The following is a 19,188-nucleotide window of genomic DNA, read 5'->3' on the forward strand; positions in this document are numbered from 1 at the left end:
CCGGCGCTTCGGCCGTCGCGGTGGCGGTCTGCGGTGCAGGAGGATCGACGGGCGCCGGTGGTGGCGCGGCCGGAGCGGCGGGGGCGGCCGGCGCCGGGGTGGCCACCGCGGTCTGCCCGGGGGCCGGCGCCGTTTCTTCCTGCCGTTGCACACTGACGGTTTCGCCGGACGCAGGCTGCAGCAGCCGGGCCACCGCGCTCTGCCCGGCCGCGCTCTGCAGGGCGAGGATGGCGCGCGGACTGCTGGTGAGCACGCGCGGACGGCCGGACCGGTCGGAACCGGCGGCGGTGACCGGACCGGCCGGGTCGGCGGTCCGGGCCCGGGCGTGCTCGGCGGGCTCGCCGGTCTCCGCTTCAGCCTTGTCCCGGCGCACCGCTCCATCGTGCCCCGCGCCCGGCCGTGAAGAAGGGGCCGTACGGGCAGCCGCGCGGGCAGCCGTGCCACTCCGGATGCAGGCAGCGAGGGGCCCGGATGGGGTAATCGAAAACGGCCCCGCCCCTGGGGGACCAGGAGCGGGGCCGGCTGCGGCGGGAGATCAGTCCCAGTCGAGGGCGCCGCCCGACTGGTACTCGATCACGCGGGTCTCGAAGAAGTTCTTCTCCTTCTTCAGGTCCATCGCCTCGGACATCCACGGGAACGGGTTCTCGGTCTCGCCGAAGATCGGCTGGAGGCCGATCTGCTGCGCGCGGCGGTCGGTGATGAAGTGCATGTACTGCTCGCACAGCTGCGCCGACAGGCCGAGCATGCCGCGCGGCATCGTGTCGCGTGCGTACGCGACCTCCAGCTCGCAGGCCTCCTGCAGCATCCCGCGCACCTCGGCCTGGAACTCTTCCGTCCACAGGTGCGGGTTCTCGATCTTGATCTGGTTGATGCAGTCGATGCCGAAGTTCAGGTGGATCGACTCGTCGCGCAGGATGTACTGGTACTGCTCGGCGATGCCGACCATCTTGTTCCGGCGGCCCAGCGACAGGATCTGCGCGAAGCCGGTGTAGAACCACATGCCCTCGAAGATCACGTAGAACGCGACGAGGTCACGCAGGAACGCCTGGTCGGCCTCCGGCGTCCCGGTCTCGAAGTCCGGGTTCTCCAGGTTCTGCGTGTACTTCAGCGCCCACGCGTCCTTGTCCGAAATGGACGGAACTTCGCGGTACATGTTGAACAGCTCGCCCTCGACCAGGCCGAGGCTTTCGCAGATGTACTGGAAGGTGTGCGTGTGCACGGCCTCCTCGAACGCCTGGCGCAGCAGGTACTGGCGGCACTCGGGGTTGGTGATCTGCCGGTACACCGCGAGCACGATGTTGTTGGCCACCAAGGACTCCGCCGTCGCGAAGAAGCCCAGGTTGCGCTTGAGCATCTGCCGCTCGTCCTCGGTGAGGCCGTCCGGCGACTTCCACAGCGCGATGTCGGCCTGCATGGCGACCTCGGTCGGCATCCAGTGGTTGTTGCAGCCGGCCAGGTACTTCTCCCACGCCCACTTGTACTTCATGGGCAGCAGCTGGTTGACGTCGGCGCGCGCGTTGATCATGCGCTTGTCGTCGACGTTGATCCGGGCGGCGCCGACCTCGATCTCCCCGAGGCCGGTCGCGTCCGTCGTCTCCACGTTGGTCATCTGTGCAGGGGTTCCTTTACTGGCAGGCTTCGCAGTCGGGGTCGTCGATGCGGCAGGCGGCGCCTTCGGTGGCCACGAAGTCGACGTCCGGCTCGGGCTTGGGCGACGGCGCCGGAGCAGGAGTCGGAGCCGGGGCCGGGGCGGGCGCGGGAGCCGGGGCGGCCGCGGGAGCCGGGGTGGCCGAGACGGCGTTCAGCTTGCCATCGGTGCCGCGCAGGGTGGACTTCTCCACGTGCGTCGCGGACTGCGCCCGCAGGTAGTACGTGGTCTTGAGGCCCTTGTGCCACGCGTAGCGGTAGAGCTGGTCGAGCTTGCGGCCGCTCGGCGCCGCGATGTACAGGTTCAGCGACTGCGCCTGGTCGATCCACTTCTGGCGCCGCGAACCCGCGTCCACCAGCCACTTCGACTCGATCTCGAACGCCGTCGCGTACAGCGCCTTGAGGTCGTCCGGGACGCGGTCGATCTGGCCGAGGCTGCCGTCGAAGTACTTCAGGTCGCTGACCATGACCTCGTCCCACAGCCCGCGCGCCTTCAGCGACCGGACCAGGTGCGGGTTCACCACGGTGAAGTCGCCGGACATGTTCGACTTGACGTACAGGTTCTGGAACAGCGGCTCGATCGACTGGCCGACGCCGCAGATGTTGGAGATCGTCGCGGTCGGCGCGATCGCCATCACGTTGGAGTTGCGCATGCCGACGGTCTTGACGCGCTCGCGCAGCGGCGCCCAGTCCAGCGTGGTGGAGGTGTCGACGTCGAGGTTGTCACCCTGGCGCGCGTCGATGAGCAGCTGCATCGAGTCGATCGGCAGGATGCCCTTGCTCCACAGCGAACCCTCGAACGACTGGTACTGGCCGCGCTCCTCGGCGAGGTCGGTCGAGGCCGAGATCGCGTAGTAAGAGATGTGCTCCATGCTCGTGTCGGCGAACTGCACGGCGGCGTCCGACGACAGCGGCAGGCCCAGCTCGAACAGCGCGTCCTGGAAGCCCATCAGCCCCAGCCCGACCGGGCGGTGGCGCAGGTTGGAGCGGCGCGCCTCCGGGATCGTGTAGAAGTTGATGTCGATCACGTTGTCCAACATGCGGACGGCGGTGCGAACGGTCTTCTCGAGGCGCTTCGTGTCCAGGCCCTCGGGGGTGACGTGCTTGAGCAGGTTCACCGAGCCGAGGTTGCAGACCGCGACCTCTTCGCTGTTCGTGTTCAGCGTGATCTCGGTGCACAGGTTGGACGAGTGCACGACGCCGACGTGCTGCTGCGGCGAGCGCAGGTTGCATGGGTCCTTGAAGGTGATCCACGGGTGACCGGTCTCGAACAGCATGGTCAGCATGCGGCGCCACAGGTCGACCGCGCGGACGCGCCGGAACACCTTGATCTCGCCGCGGTCGGCGGCGGCCTCGTACTCGCGGTAGCGCTGCGAGAACTCGTTGCCGTAGAGGTCGTGCAGGTCCGGCGTCTCGTTCGGCGAGAACAGCGTCCACTGCGCGTCGGCCTCGACGCGGCGGAGGAACTCGTCCGGCACCCAGTTCGCGGTGTTCATGTCGTGGGTGCGGCGGCGGTCGTCACCGGTGTTCTTGCGCAGGTCGAGGAACTCCTCGATGTCGACGTGCCACGTCTCGAGGTACGCGCACGCCGCGCCCTTGCGCTTGCCGCCCTGGTTGACCGCGACGGCGGTGTCGTTGGCGATCTTGAGGAACGGCACGACACCCTGCGACTGGCCGTTGGTGCCCTTGATGTGCGCGCCGAGGCCGCGGACCGGGGTCCAGTCGTTGCCGAGGCCGCCCGAGTACTTGGCCAGCAGCGCGTTGTTCTTGTACGCCTGGAAGATGGAGTCCAGGTCGTCGTCCACCGTGGTCAGGAAGCAGGACGACAGCTGCGGGCGCGTGGTGCCCGAGTTGAACAGCGTCGGCGTCGAGGCCATGAAGTGGAAGCTCGACAGCAGCTCGTAGAACTCGATGGCACGGGCTTCGCGGTCGTCTTCCCGGATGGCGAGACCCATGGCGACGCGCATGAAGAACGCCTGCGGGAGCTCGAAGCGGGTGCCGTCGTGGTGCTGGAAGTACCGGTCGTACAGCGTCTGCAGGCCGAGGAAGCCGAAGTCGAGGTCGCGCTCCGGCCGGATCGCGGCGGTGATCTTGTCCAGGTCGAAGCGCTGCAGCTCGGCGTCGACCAGCTCCAGTTCGATCGCGCGGCGCAGGTAGGCGCGGAAGTACGCGGGGTACTCGGTCGCCATCTCGTCCTGGCTGGCCTGCCGCGGCTTCTGCGCGAGGTAGCTCAGCGCCTCGCCGCGCAGCTTGTCCAGCAGCAGGCGAGCCGAGACGTAGGAGTAGTTCGGCTCCTGCTCGACCAGCACGCGGGCGGCCAGGACCTGGGCCAGGGCCAGCTCGTCGGCGCTGATGCCGTCGTAGAGGTTGCGCTTGGCCTCGGCCAGCACCGGCTCGGCGCTGACGTCGTCCAGGCCGGCGACGGCCTCGCCCACGACGTGGGACACGCGGGCCCAGTCGAGCGGACGCAGGACGCCGTCGGTGCCCTTGACGTTGAGGGTGGCTTCGGTGGTGGCGGGCTTCGCGGCTTCGCGGGCCTTCGCGCGCTCCTCGCGGTAGAGGACGTAGGCGCGGGCGACCTTGTGGTGCTCACCGCGCATCAGCGCGAGCTCGACCAGGTCCTGGATCTGCTCGATGTGCAGGGCGGTCTCGGGGCCGGCGTGGCGCAGCAGGGACGCCTCGACCTGCTCGGTCAGCTCGGCGACGACGTGGTGCACGCGGGAGGACGCGGCGGCGTCGCCGCCCTCGACCGCGAGGAACGCCTTGGTCAGCGCGACCGAGATCTTCCCGGCGTCGAACGGCGACACGCTGCCGTCCCGCCGGATGACCCGGATCGCGGTGGGTGAGTCGGCAGCGGACGGCCGCTGACCGGTTTCGACTGACATGCGTGTCTCCAAGTTTTCGGGCGCGTTCGATCGCCACACGGCCTCATGAGGCCGTGCGCTGCGGTTTCTCCAAAGCTGCCCGGCGACCCTCCGCAGCGGTCTCCCCGTCGCTGGGGGCTGCCGGTGTTGAGAGACTACATGTTGGGGTGGGGGTGCGCGCGCGACCCCAGATGGCGTGTCGGGAGTTCACTCTGGCGAGGTTGCGTGATCACCCAGAGGTGCTGCTCAAGCCCCGAAACGCAGCTCGCTGCCCGGGAGAGCGAGGCTCAGGAACGGCCGCCGGCCGGCCAGGTAGCCGAGCGGACCGGCCGGGTTGATCGTCCAGTCGGCCGCGGCGAGGGCGGGCCGGATCTTCGCGCCGACGGGCGTCCGCACCGGGGTGCCGTCACGGTCCTGGAGGACGTCGAACCGGCTCGGCAGGGCGAGCGGCGAGCCCGGCCTCGGCGTGAAGGCCGCGGTGGCGATCCAGTCGTCACCGGTGGCCGCGGTGAACGTGCGGTCGGTGAACTGCAGGGCGGCGAGGTCCTTCGGGATCGCCCACAGCTCGCGGCCGCCGTTCAGCGAGACTTCGGAGTCGACCCAGATCTGCGTGATCGTGCACGTGGTCCGCTTCCCGCGGACCGGGACGGCGGCGAGCAGCTCGTGGTAGCTGAGCTGCCCGGGTTCGCGGTAGGCGATCCAGGCGGTGAAGACGGAGGTGTACCCGGCGACGGACAGCGCGCGCGGGTGCACGTCGCGCGCGGGCACCCGCCAGATCGAGACGTGGGCGTCGGCGACCAGGTTCCAGGGCTGCGGCGGGTAGGCGGTCATTTCTCCAGCCAGGGCAGGTAGGCGGGCAGGTCCTGCTCGACGCGCAGGCCGAACGACGGCGGCCGTTTCTGCAGGAACGACAGGACCCCTTCGACGGCGTCCGGGTTCGCGCCGAGCCCGCCGATCAGCTTGGAGTCGAGTTCGTGCACCGGGAACGGCGACGCGGCGCTGGCCATCCGGTAGAGCAGCTGCCGGGTGACGGCGACCGACACCGGCGCGGTCTTCTCGACGATCTCCTTCGCGAGTCTCTTCGCTTCGTCCAGCACGGTCCCGGTGGGAAAGACGTTGTGCACCAGGCCTTTTTCTTTTGCCTCGGTCGCAGCGAAGACGCGCCCGCTGATCATCCAGTCGAGCGCGGTGCCCATTCCGACGAGCCGGGGGAGGAACCACGCGGACGCGCCTTCGGGGTAGATGCCCCGGCGGGTGAAGACGAACCCGAACCGCGAGTCCTCCGAGGCGAGCCGGTAGTCGCAGGAGAGCGTGATGGTGAGCCCGCCTCCGACGGCGGCCCCCTGCAGGGCGGCGATCACGGGCTTGTTCATGGTGAAGATCCGCTTCGAGCACCGCCCGGCTGGCTCTTGCCATGCGTCGCCGGGCCCCTCGTCGGGATCGAAGTCGAAGCCGCCCTGCGAGAGGTCGGCACCGACGCAGAAGTCCTGGCCGGCGCCGGTCAGCACGACCACACGGACATCCTCGTCACGATCGGCGCGGTCCATGGCGGCACCGAGCTCGTCGGCCATCCGGATCGTGTAGCCGTTGCGCGCTTCGGGGCGGTTGAGGGTGATCGTGGCGATCCGTCCCTCGACGGCGTAGGTGATCTCGGCGTAGTCGGCCATGGTGAGGAAAGTATTGCAGCCGGGTGCTACTGGCAAGGTGTCAATAGTGGGTCCGCAGCGTTCGGGGCGAAACAATCAGGCGTGCTTGATTTTTCTGCGCCCCGGTGCCACGCTGGCCACCGGACGCAAGGAGGCGGGCGATGGCGGACCTCGGCGTGATCCTCGGGGATCTCGACGCGGAGACACGGACGATCGACGACGTGGTGGCGAAGCTGCCCACCGCCGACTGGGGGCGCGCGACACCCGCCGAGGGGTGGACCATCGCGCACCAGATCGCGCACCTGGCGTGGACCGACCGGAAGGCCCTGATCGCGGCCGCGCACCCCGAAGACTGGCAGGCCGAGGTCGAAGAACTCCTGAAAGCCGGGGAGACCTACGTCGACGACGGTGCCGCCGCCGGGGCGCAACGGCCGCCCGCGGAAATCCTCGACGACTGGCGCGCGGGCCGCCGGCAGCTCGCCGAAGCGCTCGCCGCGGTGCCGGACGGGCAGAAGCTGCCCTGGTACGGGCCGCCGATGAGCGCCGCCTCGATGGCGACCGCGCGGATGATGGAAACCTGGGCGCACGGCCAGGACATCTTCGACGCCCTCGGCCTGACCCGCGAGCCGACCGCGCGGCTGTGGCACATCGCCCGCTTCGGCACCCGCACCCGCGACTTCGCCTACAAGCTCCACTCGCTCGCCCCGCCGGTCGAGGAGTTCCGCGTCGAGCTGACCGCGCCGGATCGCTCCACCTGGGCGTTCGGGCCGGAGGACGCCGAGCAGAAGCTCACCGGCACCGCGCTGGACTTCTGCCTGGTCGTCACCCAGCGGCGGCACCCGGCCGACACCGATCTGGTCGCGCACGGCGCCGACGTCGAGGAGTGGCTCGGCATCGCGCAGGCCTTCGCCGGGCCGCCCGGGGGAGGCCGGAAGCCAGGGCAGTTCGCATGACCTATCGCATCGGCAACGCGTCCGGGTTCTACGGCGACCGGTTCTCCGCCGTGCGCGAGATGCTCACCGGCGGGCCGCTGGACGTGCTGACCGGCGACTACCTGGCCGAGCTGACCATGCTCATCCTCGGCCGCGACCGGATGAAGGACGCCAACCGCGGCTACGCCAAGACGTTCCTGCGCCAGATGGAGGAAAACCTCGGCCTGGCGCGGGAAAAGGGTGTCAAGATCGTCGCCAACGCCGGTGGGCTCAACCCCGCCGGGCTGGCCCGCGCGCTCCGGGAACTGGCGGAAAAACTCGGCCTCGACGTCAAGATCGCGCACGTCGAGGGGGACGACCTCGTGGCCCGGGCGGACGAGCTGGGCCTCGGGAAACCGTTGACCGCCAACGCCTATCTCGGTGCCTGGGGCATCGTCGAGTGCCTGAACGCCGGTGCGGATGTCGTCGTCACCGGGCGCGTCACCGACGCTTCCGTGATCGTCGGCCCGGCCGCCGCGCACTACGGGTGGGCCCGCGACGACTTCGACGCCCTCGCCGGCGCGGTCGCCGCCGGGCACGTCATCGAATGCGGCGCCCAGGCCACCGGCGGCAACTACGCCTTCTTCACCGAGCACTCCCTGGGCGTGCCGGGCTTCCCGATCGCCGAGATCGAGGCCGACGGGTCCAGCGTCATCACCAAGCACCCGGGGACCGGCGGGGTGGTGAACACCGGCACGGTCACCGCCCAGCTGCTCTACGAGATCACCGGCGCGCGGTACGCCGGACCCGATGTGACGACCCGGTTCGACACGCTGACGCTGGCCGAAGACGGGCCCGACCGCGTCCGCATCTCCGGCGTCCGCGGGGAAGCGCCGCCGCCGACGCTGAAGGTCGCGCTGAACACCCTCGGCGGGTTCCGGAACGAGACGACGTTCGTCCTCACCGGACTCGACATCGAGGCGAAAGCCGCGCTGGTGCGGGAACAGCTCGAAGCGTCCATGAAGGACCGGCCGCCCGCCGACGTCCGGTGGACCCTCGCCCGCACCGACCACGCCGACGCCGACACCGAGCAGACGGCCAGCGCGCTGCTGCACGTCGCCGTCAAGGACGCCGACCCGAAGGTGGCCGGGCGCGCGTTCACCGGCGCCGCCGTCGAGCTCGCTTTGGCCAGCTACCCCGGATTTCACGTCACCGCGCCGCCTTCGGACGCTTCGCCGTACGGTGTCTATACTGCGGCCTATCTGCCTGCGGAGAAGGTGCCGCACGTCGCTGTGCTGCCGGACGGGATGCGTGTCGACATAGCGCCTTCGGTGTCCACTCACGACCTGTCCGAAGTGGATGAACCGGCGCTGCCCCAACCCCTCGACCACGGGCCGGTGCGGCGGGTGCCCCTGGGCACGATCGCCGGCGCGCGCAGCGGCGACAAGGGCGGCAACGCCAACCTCGGCGTCTGGGTGCGGTCCGAAGAAGCCTGGCGGTGGCTGGTGCACCGGCTGACCGTGGCCGAGTTCAAGCTGCTGCTGCCCGAGACCACCGGCCTGCCGGTGACGCGCTACCTGCTGCCCAACCTGTGGGCGATGAACTTCGTCGTCGAAGGCCTCCTCGGCGAGGGTGTCGCGTCGCAGGCTCGGTTCGATCCCCAGGCCAAGGCGCTCGGGGAGTGGCTGCGGTCGCGGGAAATCGACGTCCCGGAGGTCCTGCTGTGACCGATCCCTTCCGGACGCCCGAGCGGGCCGAGCTGCGCAAGACCGTCCGCAGGTTCGTCGAGCAGGAGGTCCTGCCGCACCTCGACGACTGGGAGCGCGCCGGGGAACTGCCGCGCGACCTGCACCGCAAGGCCGGGGACCTCGGCTTGCTGGGTGTCGCCTTCCCCGAGGAGATCGGCGGGGGCGACGGCAATTACCTCGACGCGCTGGTCGTCGCGGAGGAAATGCACTACGCGGGCGGCTCCGGCGGGCTGTTCGCGTCGCTGTTCACCTGCGGCATCGCCGTCCCGCACATCGCCGAAGCGGGTGACCCGGTCCAGATCGAGCGCTGGGTGCGGCCCACCCTCGAAGGGGCCAAGATCGGTGCACTGGCGGTCACCGAGCCGGACGGCGGCTCGGACGTGGCCGGGATCCGGACCACGGCCGTGCGCGAGGGTGACGAGTACGTCATCAACGGCGCCAAGACGTTCATCACTTCCGGCTGCCGCGCGGACTTCGTGACGACGGTGGTGCGCACCGGCGGTGACGGCGCGCACGGGCTCTCCCTGATCGTCGTCGAACGCGGGACGCCGGGGTTCACGGTGAGCCGCAAGCTGGAGAAGATGGGCTGGCTCTGCTCCGACACCGCCGAACTGTCCTACGTGGACGTGCGGGTGCCGGTGGAACACCTGGTCGGCGCCGAGAACAGCGGGTTCGCCCAGGTGGCCACCCAGTTCGTCACCGAACGGCTGTCACTGGCGGTGCAGGCGTACGCCCACGCCCAGCGCGCCCTCGACCTGACCCTGGACTGGTGCCGGCTGCGGGAGACCTTCGGCCGTCCGCTCATCTCGCGGCAGGTCGTCCAGCACAAACTCACCGAGATGGCCCGGAAGATCGACGTGGCCCGCACCTACACCCGGCAGGCCGCGATCCGGCACGTCTCGGGCGAAGAAGTCATCGCCGAAGCCTGTTTCGCCAAGAACACCGCCGTCGAGGCCGCCGAATGGGTGGTCAACGAGGCCGTCCAGCTGCACGGCGGGCTCGGCTACATGCGCGAGTCCGAAGTGGAGCGCCACTACCGCGACGTCCGGATCCTCGGCATCGGCGGCGGCACCACGGAGATCCTCACCGGCCTGGCCGCGAAGCGATTGGGATACACCTCGTGACTACTTTGAGGTCCACAGTGGACACGCGGGCCGCCGAGTTCGGGGCGAACCGCGAGGCGATGCTGGAGAAGCTCGCCGAGATCGACGCCGAACACGCCAAGGCCGTCGCCGGCGGCGGCGAGAAGTACGTCGAGCGGCACCGCAAGCGCGGCAAGCTCCTGGCCCGGGAACGGATCGAGCTGCTGCTCGACGAGGATTCGCCGTTCCTGGAGCTCTCGCCCCTGGCGGCGTGGGGCACCGACTACCGCGTCGGCGCGAGCCTCGTCACCGGGATCGGTGTCGTCGAAGGCGTCGAGTGCCTGATCTCGGCCAGCGACCCGACGGTCAAGGGCGGCGCGAGCAACCCGTGGACGACCAAGAAGAGCTTCCGGGCCGCGGACATCGCCGCGCAGAACCGGTTGCCGTCGATCAACCTCGTCGAGTCCGGCGGCGCGGACCTGCCGACACAGAAGGAGATCTTCATCCCGGGCGGCCGGATCTTCCGCGATCTCACGCGGGCCTCGGCCGCGGGCTGCCCGACGATCGCCCTCGTCTTCGGCAACTCCACCGCGGGTGGCGCGTACCTGCCGGGCATGTCCGACTACGTCGTCATGGTCAAGGAACGCGCGAAGGTGTTCCTCGGCGGGCCGCCGCTGGTCAAGATGGCCACCGGCGAGGAGTCCGACGACGAATCGCTCGGCGGCGCCGAGATGCACGCGCGGACCTCGGGCCTGGCCGACTACCTGGCCGCCGACGAGCAGGACGCGATCCGGCTCGGGCGGAACATCGTCAAGCGGCTCAACTGGACCAAGCAGGGGCCTTCGCCGAAGCCGGACTACGACGAGCCGCTGTACGACGCCGAGGACCTGCTCGGCATCGTGCCGACCGACCTCAAGGTGCCCTTCGACCCGCGTGAGGTCATCGCCCGGGTCGTCGACGGCTCCGATTTCGACGAGTTCAAGCCCCTGTACGGGTCTTCGCTCGTCACGGGCTGGGCGAGCATCCACGGCTACCCGGTCGGCGTCCTCGCCAACGCCCAGGGCGTGCTGTTCGGCGAGGAGTCGCAGAAGGCGGCGCAGTTCATCCAGCTGGCCAACCAGATCCACACCCCGCTGGTCTTCCTGCACAACACGACCGGCTACATGGTCGGTAAGGAGTACGAGCAGAGCGGCATCATCAAGCACGGCGCGATGATGATCAACGCCGTGTCGAACTCGAAGGTGCCGCACCTGTCCGTCCTCATGGGAGCGTCCTACGGCGCCGGCCACTACGGGATGTGCGGCCGCGCCTACGACCCCCGGTTCCTGTTCGCGTGGCCGAGCGCGAAGTCCGCGGTGATGGGCCCGGCGCAGCTGGCCGGCGTGCTGTCCATCGTGGCGCGCGCGGCGGCCGAAAGCCGCGGCCAGGAGTACAACGAGGAGCACGACAAGGCCATGCGCGCGATGGTCGAGGGTCAGATCGAGGCGGAGTCGATGCCGATGTTCCTCTCCGGCATGCTCTACGACGACGGCATCATCGACCCGCGCGACACCCGCACCGTGCTGGGCCTGAGCCTGTCCGCGATCCACAATGGACCAGTGAAGGGCGCCGAGGGCTTCGGCGTCTTCCGGATGTGAGCGAGCGATGATCCAGAACCTGCTGGTCGCCAACCGCGGCGAGATCGCCCGCCGCGTCTTCCGCAGCTGCCGCGACGCCGGGATCGGCACGGTCGCGGTGTTCTCCGACGCCGATGCCGCCGCGCCGCACACCCGGGAGGCCGACGCGGCCGTCCGGTTGCCCGGCAATGCGCCCTCGGAGACGTACCTGCGCGCGGATCTGCTGGTGAAGGCCGCGGCCGAGGCCGGCGCCGACGCCGTGCACCCCGGGTACGGCTTCCTGTCGGAGAACGCCGCCTTCGCGCGGGCCGTCCTCGACGCCGGGCTCACCTGGGTGGGACCGCCGCCGGAGGCCATCGAGACCATGGGCTCCAAAGTGGAGTCCAAACGGCTGATGGCCGCGGCCGGGGTGCCGGTGCTGTCCGAACTGGACCCGGCTTCGGTGACCGCGGGCGACCTGCCGTTGCTGGTCAAGGCGTCCGCCGGCGGCGGGGGCCGCGGGATGCGCGTGGTCCGTTCGCTCGACGAGCTGGCCGAGGCGGTCGAAGGCGCCAGTGCCGAGGCCGGGTCCGCCTTCGGCGACCCGACCGTCTTCTGCGAGCGGTACCTGGAGACCGGGCGGCACATCGAGGTCCAGGTGCTCGCCGACCGGCACGGCACGGTGTGGGCGGTGGGGGAGCGGGAGTGCTCGATCCAGCGCCGGCACCAGAAGGTCGTCGAGGAGGCGCCGTCGCCGTTCGTGGACGCCGCCATGCGTGAGGAATTGTTCGAGGCCGCGCGCAAGGCCGCCAAGGCGATCGACTACGTCGGCGCGGGCACGGTCGAGTTCCTCGCCGGACCCGACGGGCGGTTCTACTTCCTCGAGATGAACACCCGGCTGCAGGTCGAGCACCCGGTCACCGAGAACGTCACCGGCCTGGACCTGGTCGCGCTTCAGCTGCGGATCGCGGAAGGCGAACGGCTCCCGGCCGACCCGCCGCCGACCGTGGGCCACTCCATCGAGGTCCGGCTCTACGCCGAAGACCCGGCGGCGAACTGGCAGCCGCAGAGCGGCACGCTCCACACCCTGGACGTGCCCGATGTGGACCGGCGATTCGAACACGGACCCGGCCTCCGGCTGGATTCCGGCTTCGAGACCGGGTCCGTGGTCGGTGTCCACTACGACCCGATGCTCGCCAAGGTGATCACCTGGGCGCCGACCCGCGCCGAAGCCGCCCGGCGGCTGGCGAAAGCCCTGGCCGCGACGAAGATCCACGGCGTCGTCACCAACCGCGACCTGCTGGTGAACATCCTGCGCCACGAAGCCTTCCTCGCGGGGGAGACCGACACGGCGTTCTTCGACCGCCACGGCCTCGACACCCTCGCCGCGCCGCTGGCCACCGAGGACACCGAACGGCTGTCCGCTCTCGCCGCGGCTTTGGCGGACGCGGCGGCCAACCGGGCGTCCGCGACCACGCAGAGCAGGCTGCCCAGCGGCTGGCGCAACGTCCGCTCGACCGGGCAGCGCAAGGTCTTCTCCGTCGGCGACCGCGAGTACACAGTGGTCTATTCGCTGACCCGGGATGGTCTCGTGGCCGACGGTTTCGAAGCCGAGCTGGTGTCGGCCGAGCCGGGCCGGGTCGTCCTGGACGTCGCCGGGGTGCGACGCGCGTTCGACATCGCCCGCCACGCCGACGTGTCCTATGTGGACTCGGCGTTGGGCTCGGTGGCGCTCAAGGCCGAACCTCGGTTCGCCGACCCGGACGCCGCGCTCGCGGCGGGATCGCTGGTCGCGCCGATGCCGGGCACCGTCGTCCGGCTGGCGGTCCAGGCCGGGGACCCGGTCAAGGCGGGCGACCCGCTGCTGTGGCTGGAGGCGATGAAGATGGAGCACCGGATCGCCGCCCCCGCCGATGGCGTGGTGAGCGAGCTGCCGGTGACGGTCGGACAGCAGGTCGAAGTGGGCACGATCCTCGCCGTCGTCGGAGACGCGCAGTCGGACACCGTGGTGGGAGAAGCAGAATGAACGCGATGAACTTCATCGAGCCGGAGGAGCGGATCGCGCTTCGCAAGGCCGTCGCCGAGCTGGGCGCCAAGTACGGGCACGAGTACTACGCCCGCAAGGCCCGCGCGGACGAGAAGACGCACGAGCTGTGGGACGAGGCTGGGCGCCTGGGCTACCTCGGCGTCAACATCCCCGAGGAGTACGGCGGCGGCGGTGCGGGCATCGCCGATCTCGCGGCCGTCCTCGAAGAGCTGGCCGCCGCGGGGTCGCCGTTGCTGCTCATGGTCGTCTCACCGGCCATCTGCGGGACCGTGATCTCCCGGTTCGGTACCGAAGAGCAGAAGAAGCAGTGGCTGCCCGGCATCGCCGACGGCACCAAGCGGATGGTCTTCGCGATCACCGAGCCGGACGCCGGGTCGAACTCCCACAAGATCACCACCACCGCCAAGCGCGACGGCGACGGCTGGGTCCTCAGTGGACGCAAGGTCTACATCTCCGGCGTCGACGAGGCCGACGCCGTGCTCGTCGTCGGCCGCACCGAGGACGCGAAGACCGGCCGGCTCAAGCCCGCGCTGCTCATCCTGCCGACCGGCACCGAGGGCTTCGAGTACACGAAGATCCCGATGGACATCGTCGCGCCGGAGAACCAGTTCTCGCTGTTCCTCGACGACGTCAAGCTGCCGGCCGAGGCGCTGGTCGGCGAGGAGGACGCGGCGATCGCGCAGCTGTTCGCGGGCCTCAACCCCGAACGCATCATGGGCGCGTCGTTCTCCCTCGGCATCGCGCGGTACGCGCTGGCCAAGGCCGTCGGGTACGCGAACCAGCGGCAGGTCTGGGGCGCCCCGATCGGCACCCACCAGGGTCTCGCGCACCCCCTGGCCGAGATCAAGATCGAGCTGGAACTCGCGAAGCTGATGACGCAGAAGGCGGCGTCGCTCTACGACTCCGGCGACGACTTCGGCGCGGGGGAGTCGGCCAACATGGCGAAGTACGCCGCCGCCGAGGTCGCGATCCGCGCGACCGACCAGGCCGTGCAGACCCACGGCGGCAACGGCCTGGCCACCGAGTACGGCCTCGGCACCCTGGTGACGGCGGTGCGGCTGGGCCGGATCGCGCCGGTCAGCCGCGAAATGGTGCTCAACTTCGTCGGCCAGCACAGTCTCGGTCTCCCGAAGTCCTACTAGGAGCGTCGCCATGTCCACTTTGGAAGGCAGGACGATCCTGATGTCCGGCGGCAGCCGGGGCATCGGCGAGGCGATCGCGCTGCGGGCCGCGAAGGACGGCGCGAACGTCGCCCTGCTGGCGAAGACGGCCGAGCCGCACCCGAACTTGCCGGGCACCATCCACACGGCGGCCGAAGCGATCGAGAAGGCGGGCGGGCACGCGCTGCCGATCCTCGGCGACGTCCGCGACGACGACGGTGTCGCCGCCGCGGTGGCGAAGACCGTCGAGCAGTTCGGCGGCATCGACATCGTGGTGAACAACGCCAGCGCGATCGACCTGACGCCGACCGAGCAGGTCAGCATGAAACGCTACGACCTGATGCAGGACATCAACGCGCGCGGGACGTTCCTGCTGTCCAAACTGGCCATTCCGCACCTGCGCCGGTCCGCGAACCCGCACATCCTGACGCTGTCCCCGCCGATCAGCCTCGACGAGAAGTGGTTCACCGCCGGTCACCTCGCCTACAGCATCGCGAAGTACTCGATGAGCCTGGTGACCGTCGGACTCGCGGCCGAACTGAAGCAGGACGGCATCGCGGTCAACTCCCTGTGGCCGCGCACGACGATCGACACCGCGGCGATCCGCAACGTCGTCGGCGCGGAACTGGCGTCGCGCAGCCGGACACCGGAGATCATGGCCGACGCGGCGTACGCGATCCTGACGAAGCCGAGCCGCGCGGCAACCGGCAACTTCTTCCTCGACGACGAAGTCCTGCGTGCTGCCGGCGTGACGGACTTCGCGAAGTACCGCGTCGGCGATTCCGAAGAGGACCTCCAGCTCGACTTCTGGGTGGAACCGGCTTGACGGGCATCCGCGAACCCCAGCAGGAACGCAGCCGCACCACGCGGCGGCGCCTGATCGAGGCCGCCCTCGACAGCTTCGGCGAGCGAGGCTGGCACGGCGTGACGGTGGCCGGGATCGCCGAACGCGCGGGCGTCTCCCGCGGCGCGGCCCAGCACCACTTCCCGGCGCGCGAGGACCTCGTGGTGGCGGCGGTCGACCTGCTCGGGGAAGCCCAGATCGACGAGCTCCGAGCCCAGGCGGCCGACCTGCCGAGCGGCGCATCCCGCATCGAGCGCGTCGTGGAGATGGTCCTGAACCTCTACACGGGCCCATTGTTCCGAGCGGCCCTGCAGCTGTGGTCGGTGGCGGCAACCGACGACGCCCTGCGGGACGTGCTGGTGCCGTTGGAGGCAAGGGTCGGCCGCGAGGCACACCGGGTGACGGTGGAGCTCCTGGGGGTGGACGAGTCCCGGCCGGGCGTGCGAGAGCTGGTCCAGGCCACTTTGGACTTGGCCCGAGGACTGGGCCTGGCCAACCTCCTGACGGACGACACACGCAGGCGTCGCCAGATAGTGCGAGAGTGGGCCCGAACTTTGGAGCTGCGGCTGTCCTGAGCAACCAGCCGAAGGAGCGGCAAGGTCATCCCGCACTCCGGGCCCTCGGCGGCCGTGGCGGTTCCCGCCGCCGTCACGAGCAGCGCGGCGGCCGCCGTCACCTGCGTGAGCAGTGCTTTCCTGCCTCCGATTCGAGCAGCCGGCGAGGCCGGGCGCGTCTGCCGCAGGACAGACTTTCCGCCCGTGGAACCTCACCCGCACCTCGAACGTCCTAGTGCCGTAAGTAACACAATCGGCTCAATGGGCGAATAACCCCTTGTAGTGACGAGAGAGAAAGGCAGTCCGGTGTCCGGTTCAGGAGTCGAGCTCACCCACCGCGCGATGGCGATGCTGAAGGCGGTCGCCGCGGGTCGTGCACAGATGTCGTGCAGCTGCGAGCCGGACCTCTTCATCGACGGATTCGCCTGCTGCGATCAGATCACCGCGCACGCCCTCGCCCACGGTGGCTACCTGCGGCCGGCCGTCGAAGGCGGTACCGGGCGCGTGGCCGCCGCGCTGACCGAGGCCGGGCGGGCCGCGCTGGAGATCACCGTCGCCGCCTGAGCGTCACGCAGCGTCGCTCCCGAACAAGTGTTCGGTCTCCCGTTCGTGTCCCTGACCTGGCAGGCTTGTCCCCATGGCGGAGCACCCACCACCGGTGGACGACGAGGCTACGGTCTTCCTCCCGAGCGGGCTGCGGGGCCCGCACTGGCCGACCCGTGACCCCGACGTCTCCCGGCGCGCCTACGACGAGTTCGCCGGCCAGATCGTCGCGCGGCCGCCCGCGTCGCCGGTCAGCGCCGGCCGCGGGGCGGGTGCCGGCTCGTCGCTGGCCCGCTCCAGCGGCCGGATGGCGGTCGCCTCGGCCGTCAGCCGGGTCACCGGGTTCGTCGCGAAGCTGCTGCTCGCCGCCGTGGTCGGTGCCGGGGTCGTCAACGACTCCTTCACCGTCGCGAACACGTTGCCCAACATCGTCTTCGAACTGCTCTTCGGCGGTGTCCTGGCCAGCGTCGTGGTGCCGCTGCTGGTCCGCTCCCACGACGACCCGGACGGCGGCCGCGCCTACACCCAGCGGCTCATCACGATGGCGCTGGTGCTGCTCGCCGTCGGCACGGCCGTCGCGGTGGCGATCGCCCCGCTGTTCACCGCGCTCTACGTCGACAAATCGTCCGCGACCGCCAACCCGGGGCTGACCACCGCGCTGGCGTACCTGCTGCTGCCGCAGATCCTGTTCTACGGCTTGTTCGCGCTGCTGTCGGCCATCCTCAACGCGCAGAACGTCTTCGGCCCGCCGGCCTGGGCGCCGGTGCTCAACAACGTCGTCGTCACCGGCACGCTCGTCGTGTTCGCCGTCGTGCCGGGGGAGCTGACCCTCGACCCGGTCCACATGAGCGATCCGAAGCTGCTCGTGCTCGGCCTCGGCACCACGCTCGGCATCGTCGCGCAGGCGGTCGTGCTCATCCCGGCGTTGCTGCGCACCGGGTTCCGCTTCCGCTGGCGCTGGGGCTTCGATCCGCGGATCAAGGAGTTCGGCGGGCTCGCCGCCTGGATCCTCGGCTACGTCGTGGTCAGCCACGTCGGGTTCGTCATCACCACCCGGGTGCTGACCGGCGGCAACAGCGGCGGCGTCACGGCGTACAGCTACGCCTCACTGCTGTTCCAGCTGCCCTACGGCATCCTCGGCGTTTCGCTGCTGACCGCGCTGATGCCGCGGATGAGCCGCGCCGCCGCGGACGGCGACACGGTCTCGCTCGTCGGCGACCTCTCGCTCGCCTCCCGCATGTCGACCGTGCTCTTCGTGCCCATCTCGGCGGTGCTGGCCGTGGTCGGCACGCCGATCGGCATCGCCATCTTCACCTGGGGCCGCGGCAGCCTCGACGACGCCGAGCGGCTCGGCCAGACCCTGGCCGTCTCCGCCGTCGGGCTGCTGCCCTTCGCCCTGGTCATGCTGCAGCTGCGGGTCTTCTACGCGATGAAGGACGCCCGCACGCCCACGCTGATCATGCTCGTGATGACCGCGGTGAAGATCCCGCTGCTGCTGCTGTGCCGCGGGTTGCTCGACGGCGAGCACGTCGTCTACGGCGTCATGCTCGTCAACGGCGCCGGGTTCGTGGTCGGGGCCGTGCTCGGCCAGGTCTGGCTGTGGGTGCGGCTCGGCCACCTGCGCAGCAAGCGGTCGCTGCGGGTCGGGCTGATCACCCTCTCGGTGAGCGGGCTCGGCGTGGTGGCCGCGGTGCTCGCCGGGCGGGCCGTGCCCGCGTCGCTCGGGGTGATCCCGGGGGCGTGGGTGAAGCTGCCGGTGCAGGGCCTGCTCGGGATGGCCGTGCCGTTCGGGTTGCTGGCGTTGCTGAAGCTGCCCGAGTTCACCCCGGTGACCCGCCGGGTGGCCGGGCTGCGGCGGCGGTTCGCGGCTCGTTGACGGCTACGGCCGGGAGCGCGGTCCGGTTGTCTCGAAACGATAACGAGACCGCGGCGATCAGCGCGTTTACAATTGCCGCAAGGGTTTCTACTATCCACCCCGGATCAGGCCGCCGCGGGCGAGCGCGAGCGGCGGGGGCATCGGGTGGAGGCCGTGCATGACGCGCAGACGACGGGACCGGGTCACGGTCGACGAGCTGCTCAGGCAGACCGGCGTGCGGCCACGCAAACCGGGCTCGCGGGCGGCCGAGCTGGCGGCGCGCCGGGACGCCGGGCCCGAAGCCGGGCCGCGCGGGGTGGCGCGGATGGCGCTGGCGTCGGCGGTGGTCGTCGTGCTGGGCGGGCTCGTGGTCGTGCTGGCGACGCGGCCGGACTCCGTGCCGGGCTCCACGCAGTTCCCGCAGCTGCAGCCGGCCAGTGCCGTCCCGGCGTCGACCGCGCTCGCCGTCCCGGCCGAGACGACCACGCCGTCCCCGGTGGTGATGCACGCGCGCCGGACGCCGACCCCGGCCCCGACGGTCACGGTCGAACTGCCGCCGCCGTCCCCGGCGACGACGAAGACGAGCCCGCCGCCCACCCGGAACCCGGGCTGGAACCCGTACCAGTGCTACCCGTACTACTGCGGGCCCTATTCCGGCGGCCCGCGGCGCTGACCCGCGAAGGCCCCCTCAC

The 19,188-nt window shown here is 70.4% G+C and carries 16 protein-coding genes; 11 read left to right on the forward strand and 5 right to left on the reverse strand.

Features of this window, described 5'->3' with window-relative positions; genetic code table 11:
- From IE317_RS39645 to IE317_RS39665, 5 genes are all read right to left on the reverse strand, one after another.
- Positions 1-373, reverse strand: a 373-nt coding sequence (locus tag IE317_RS39645) for a hypothetical protein (protein ID WP_229903163.1), incomplete at its 3' end; no start/stop codon positions are given.
- A 162-nt stretch (positions 374-535) separates the two neighbouring features.
- Positions 536-1,729 carry a ribonucleotide-diphosphate reductase subunit beta gene (locus tag IE317_RS39650; protein WP_268246963.1) on the reverse strand — a complete coding sequence of 398 codons (1,194 nt, stop codon included), beginning with the start codon at positions 1,727-1,729 and terminating at the stop codon, positions 536-538.
- Positions 1,626-4,532 carry a ribonucleoside-diphosphate reductase subunit alpha gene (locus IE317_RS39655; protein ID WP_191316515.1) on the reverse strand — a complete coding sequence of 969 codons (2,907 nt, stop codon included), beginning with the start codon at positions 4,530-4,532 and terminating at the stop codon, positions 1,626-1,628. Before IE317_RS39655 ends, IE317_RS39650 begins: the two co-directional genes overlap by 104 nt.
- Positions 4,533-4,757: 225 nt before the next feature.
- Positions 4,758-5,342 carry an acetoacetate decarboxylase family protein gene (locus IE317_RS39660; protein ID WP_191316516.1) on the reverse strand — a complete coding sequence of 195 codons (585 nt, stop codon included), beginning with the start codon at positions 5,340-5,342 and terminating at the stop codon, positions 4,758-4,760.
- A complete protein-coding gene (locus IE317_RS39665) occupies positions 5,339-6,178 on the reverse strand; it encodes an enoyl-CoA hydratase-related protein (RefSeq protein WP_191316517.1) in 840 nt (279 codons plus the stop codon). Before IE317_RS39665 ends, IE317_RS39660 begins: the two co-directional genes overlap by 4 nt.
- Positions 6,179-6,318: 140 nt before the next feature.
- On the opposite strand from IE317_RS39665, the gene IE317_RS39670 reads away from it, so the two are divergent.
- The 11 genes from IE317_RS39670 (at position 6,319) to IE317_RS39720 (ending at position 19,169) form a co-directional block, all read left to right on the forward strand.
- Positions 6,319-7,110 carry a TIGR03084 family metal-binding protein gene (locus tag IE317_RS39670; RefSeq protein WP_191316518.1) on the forward strand — a complete coding sequence of 264 codons (792 nt, stop codon included), beginning with the start codon at positions 6,319-6,321 and terminating at the stop codon, positions 7,108-7,110.
- The gene (locus IE317_RS39675; protein ID WP_191316519.1) at positions 7,107-8,795 is read left to right on the forward strand and encodes an acyclic terpene utilization AtuA family protein; all 1,689 of its coding nucleotides are present in this window, start codon (positions 7,107-7,109) and stop codon (positions 8,793-8,795) included. The genes IE317_RS39670 and IE317_RS39675 overlap by 4 nt, the downstream gene beginning before the upstream one ends.
- Entirely contained in the window at positions 8,792-9,940 is a 1,149-nt protein-coding gene (locus tag IE317_RS39680; protein ID WP_191316520.1) for an acyl-CoA dehydrogenase family protein, read from the forward strand. Before IE317_RS39675 ends, IE317_RS39680 begins: the two co-directional genes overlap by 4 nt.
- Positions 9,937-11,535 (forward strand): acyl-CoA carboxylase subunit beta, encoded by a 1,599-nt coding sequence (locus tag IE317_RS39685; RefSeq protein ID WP_191316521.1) that lies wholly within the window; start codon positions 9,937-9,939, stop codon positions 11,533-11,535. Before IE317_RS39680 ends, IE317_RS39685 begins: the two co-directional genes overlap by 4 nt.
- Before the next feature lie 7 nt (positions 11,536-11,542).
- Positions 11,543-13,519, forward strand: coding sequence for an acetyl/propionyl/methylcrotonyl-CoA carboxylase subunit alpha (locus IE317_RS39690; protein WP_191316522.1), 1,977 nt, complete (start codon positions 11,543-11,545; stop codon positions 13,517-13,519).
- Positions 13,516-14,682, forward strand: a complete 1,167-nt coding sequence (locus IE317_RS39695) for an acyl-CoA dehydrogenase family protein (protein WP_191316523.1) — start codon at positions 13,516-13,518, stop codon at positions 14,680-14,682. The genes IE317_RS39690 and IE317_RS39695 overlap by 4 nt, the downstream gene beginning before the upstream one ends.
- A 10-nt stretch (positions 14,683-14,692) precedes the next feature.
- On the forward strand, positions 14,693-15,526 hold the full coding sequence (locus tag IE317_RS39700) for an SDR family oxidoreductase (RefSeq protein ID WP_191316524.1): 834 nt from the start codon (positions 14,693-14,695) through the stop codon (positions 15,524-15,526).
- The gene (locus IE317_RS39705) at positions 15,523-16,119 is read left to right on the forward strand and encodes a TetR/AcrR family transcriptional regulator (RefSeq protein WP_191316525.1); all 597 of its coding nucleotides are present in this window, start codon (positions 15,523-15,525) and stop codon (positions 16,117-16,119) included. The genes IE317_RS39700 and IE317_RS39705 overlap by 4 nt, the downstream gene beginning before the upstream one ends.
- Positions 16,120-16,404: 285 nt before the next feature.
- The gene (locus IE317_RS39710) at positions 16,405-16,662 is read left to right on the forward strand and encodes a hypothetical protein (RefSeq protein WP_191316526.1); all 258 of its coding nucleotides are present in this window, start codon (positions 16,405-16,407) and stop codon (positions 16,660-16,662) included.
- Between the two features lie 94 nt (positions 16,663-16,756).
- Positions 16,757-18,517, forward strand: coding sequence for a murein biosynthesis integral membrane protein MurJ (gene murJ, locus IE317_RS39715; protein ID WP_191316552.1), 1,761 nt, complete (start codon positions 16,757-16,759; stop codon positions 18,515-18,517).
- A gap of 157 nt (positions 18,518-18,674) precedes the next feature.
- Positions 18,675-19,169 carry a hypothetical protein gene (locus IE317_RS39720; RefSeq protein ID WP_191316527.1) on the forward strand — a complete coding sequence of 165 codons (495 nt, stop codon included), beginning with the start codon at positions 18,675-18,677 and terminating at the stop codon, positions 19,167-19,169.
- Positions 19,170-19,188: the final 19 nt, after the last annotated feature.

Origin of the sequence: Amycolatopsis bullii (genome assembly GCF_014654205.1) — a bacterium.
GTDB lineage: Bacteria > Actinomycetota > Actinomycetes > Mycobacteriales > Pseudonocardiaceae > Amycolatopsis > Amycolatopsis plumensis.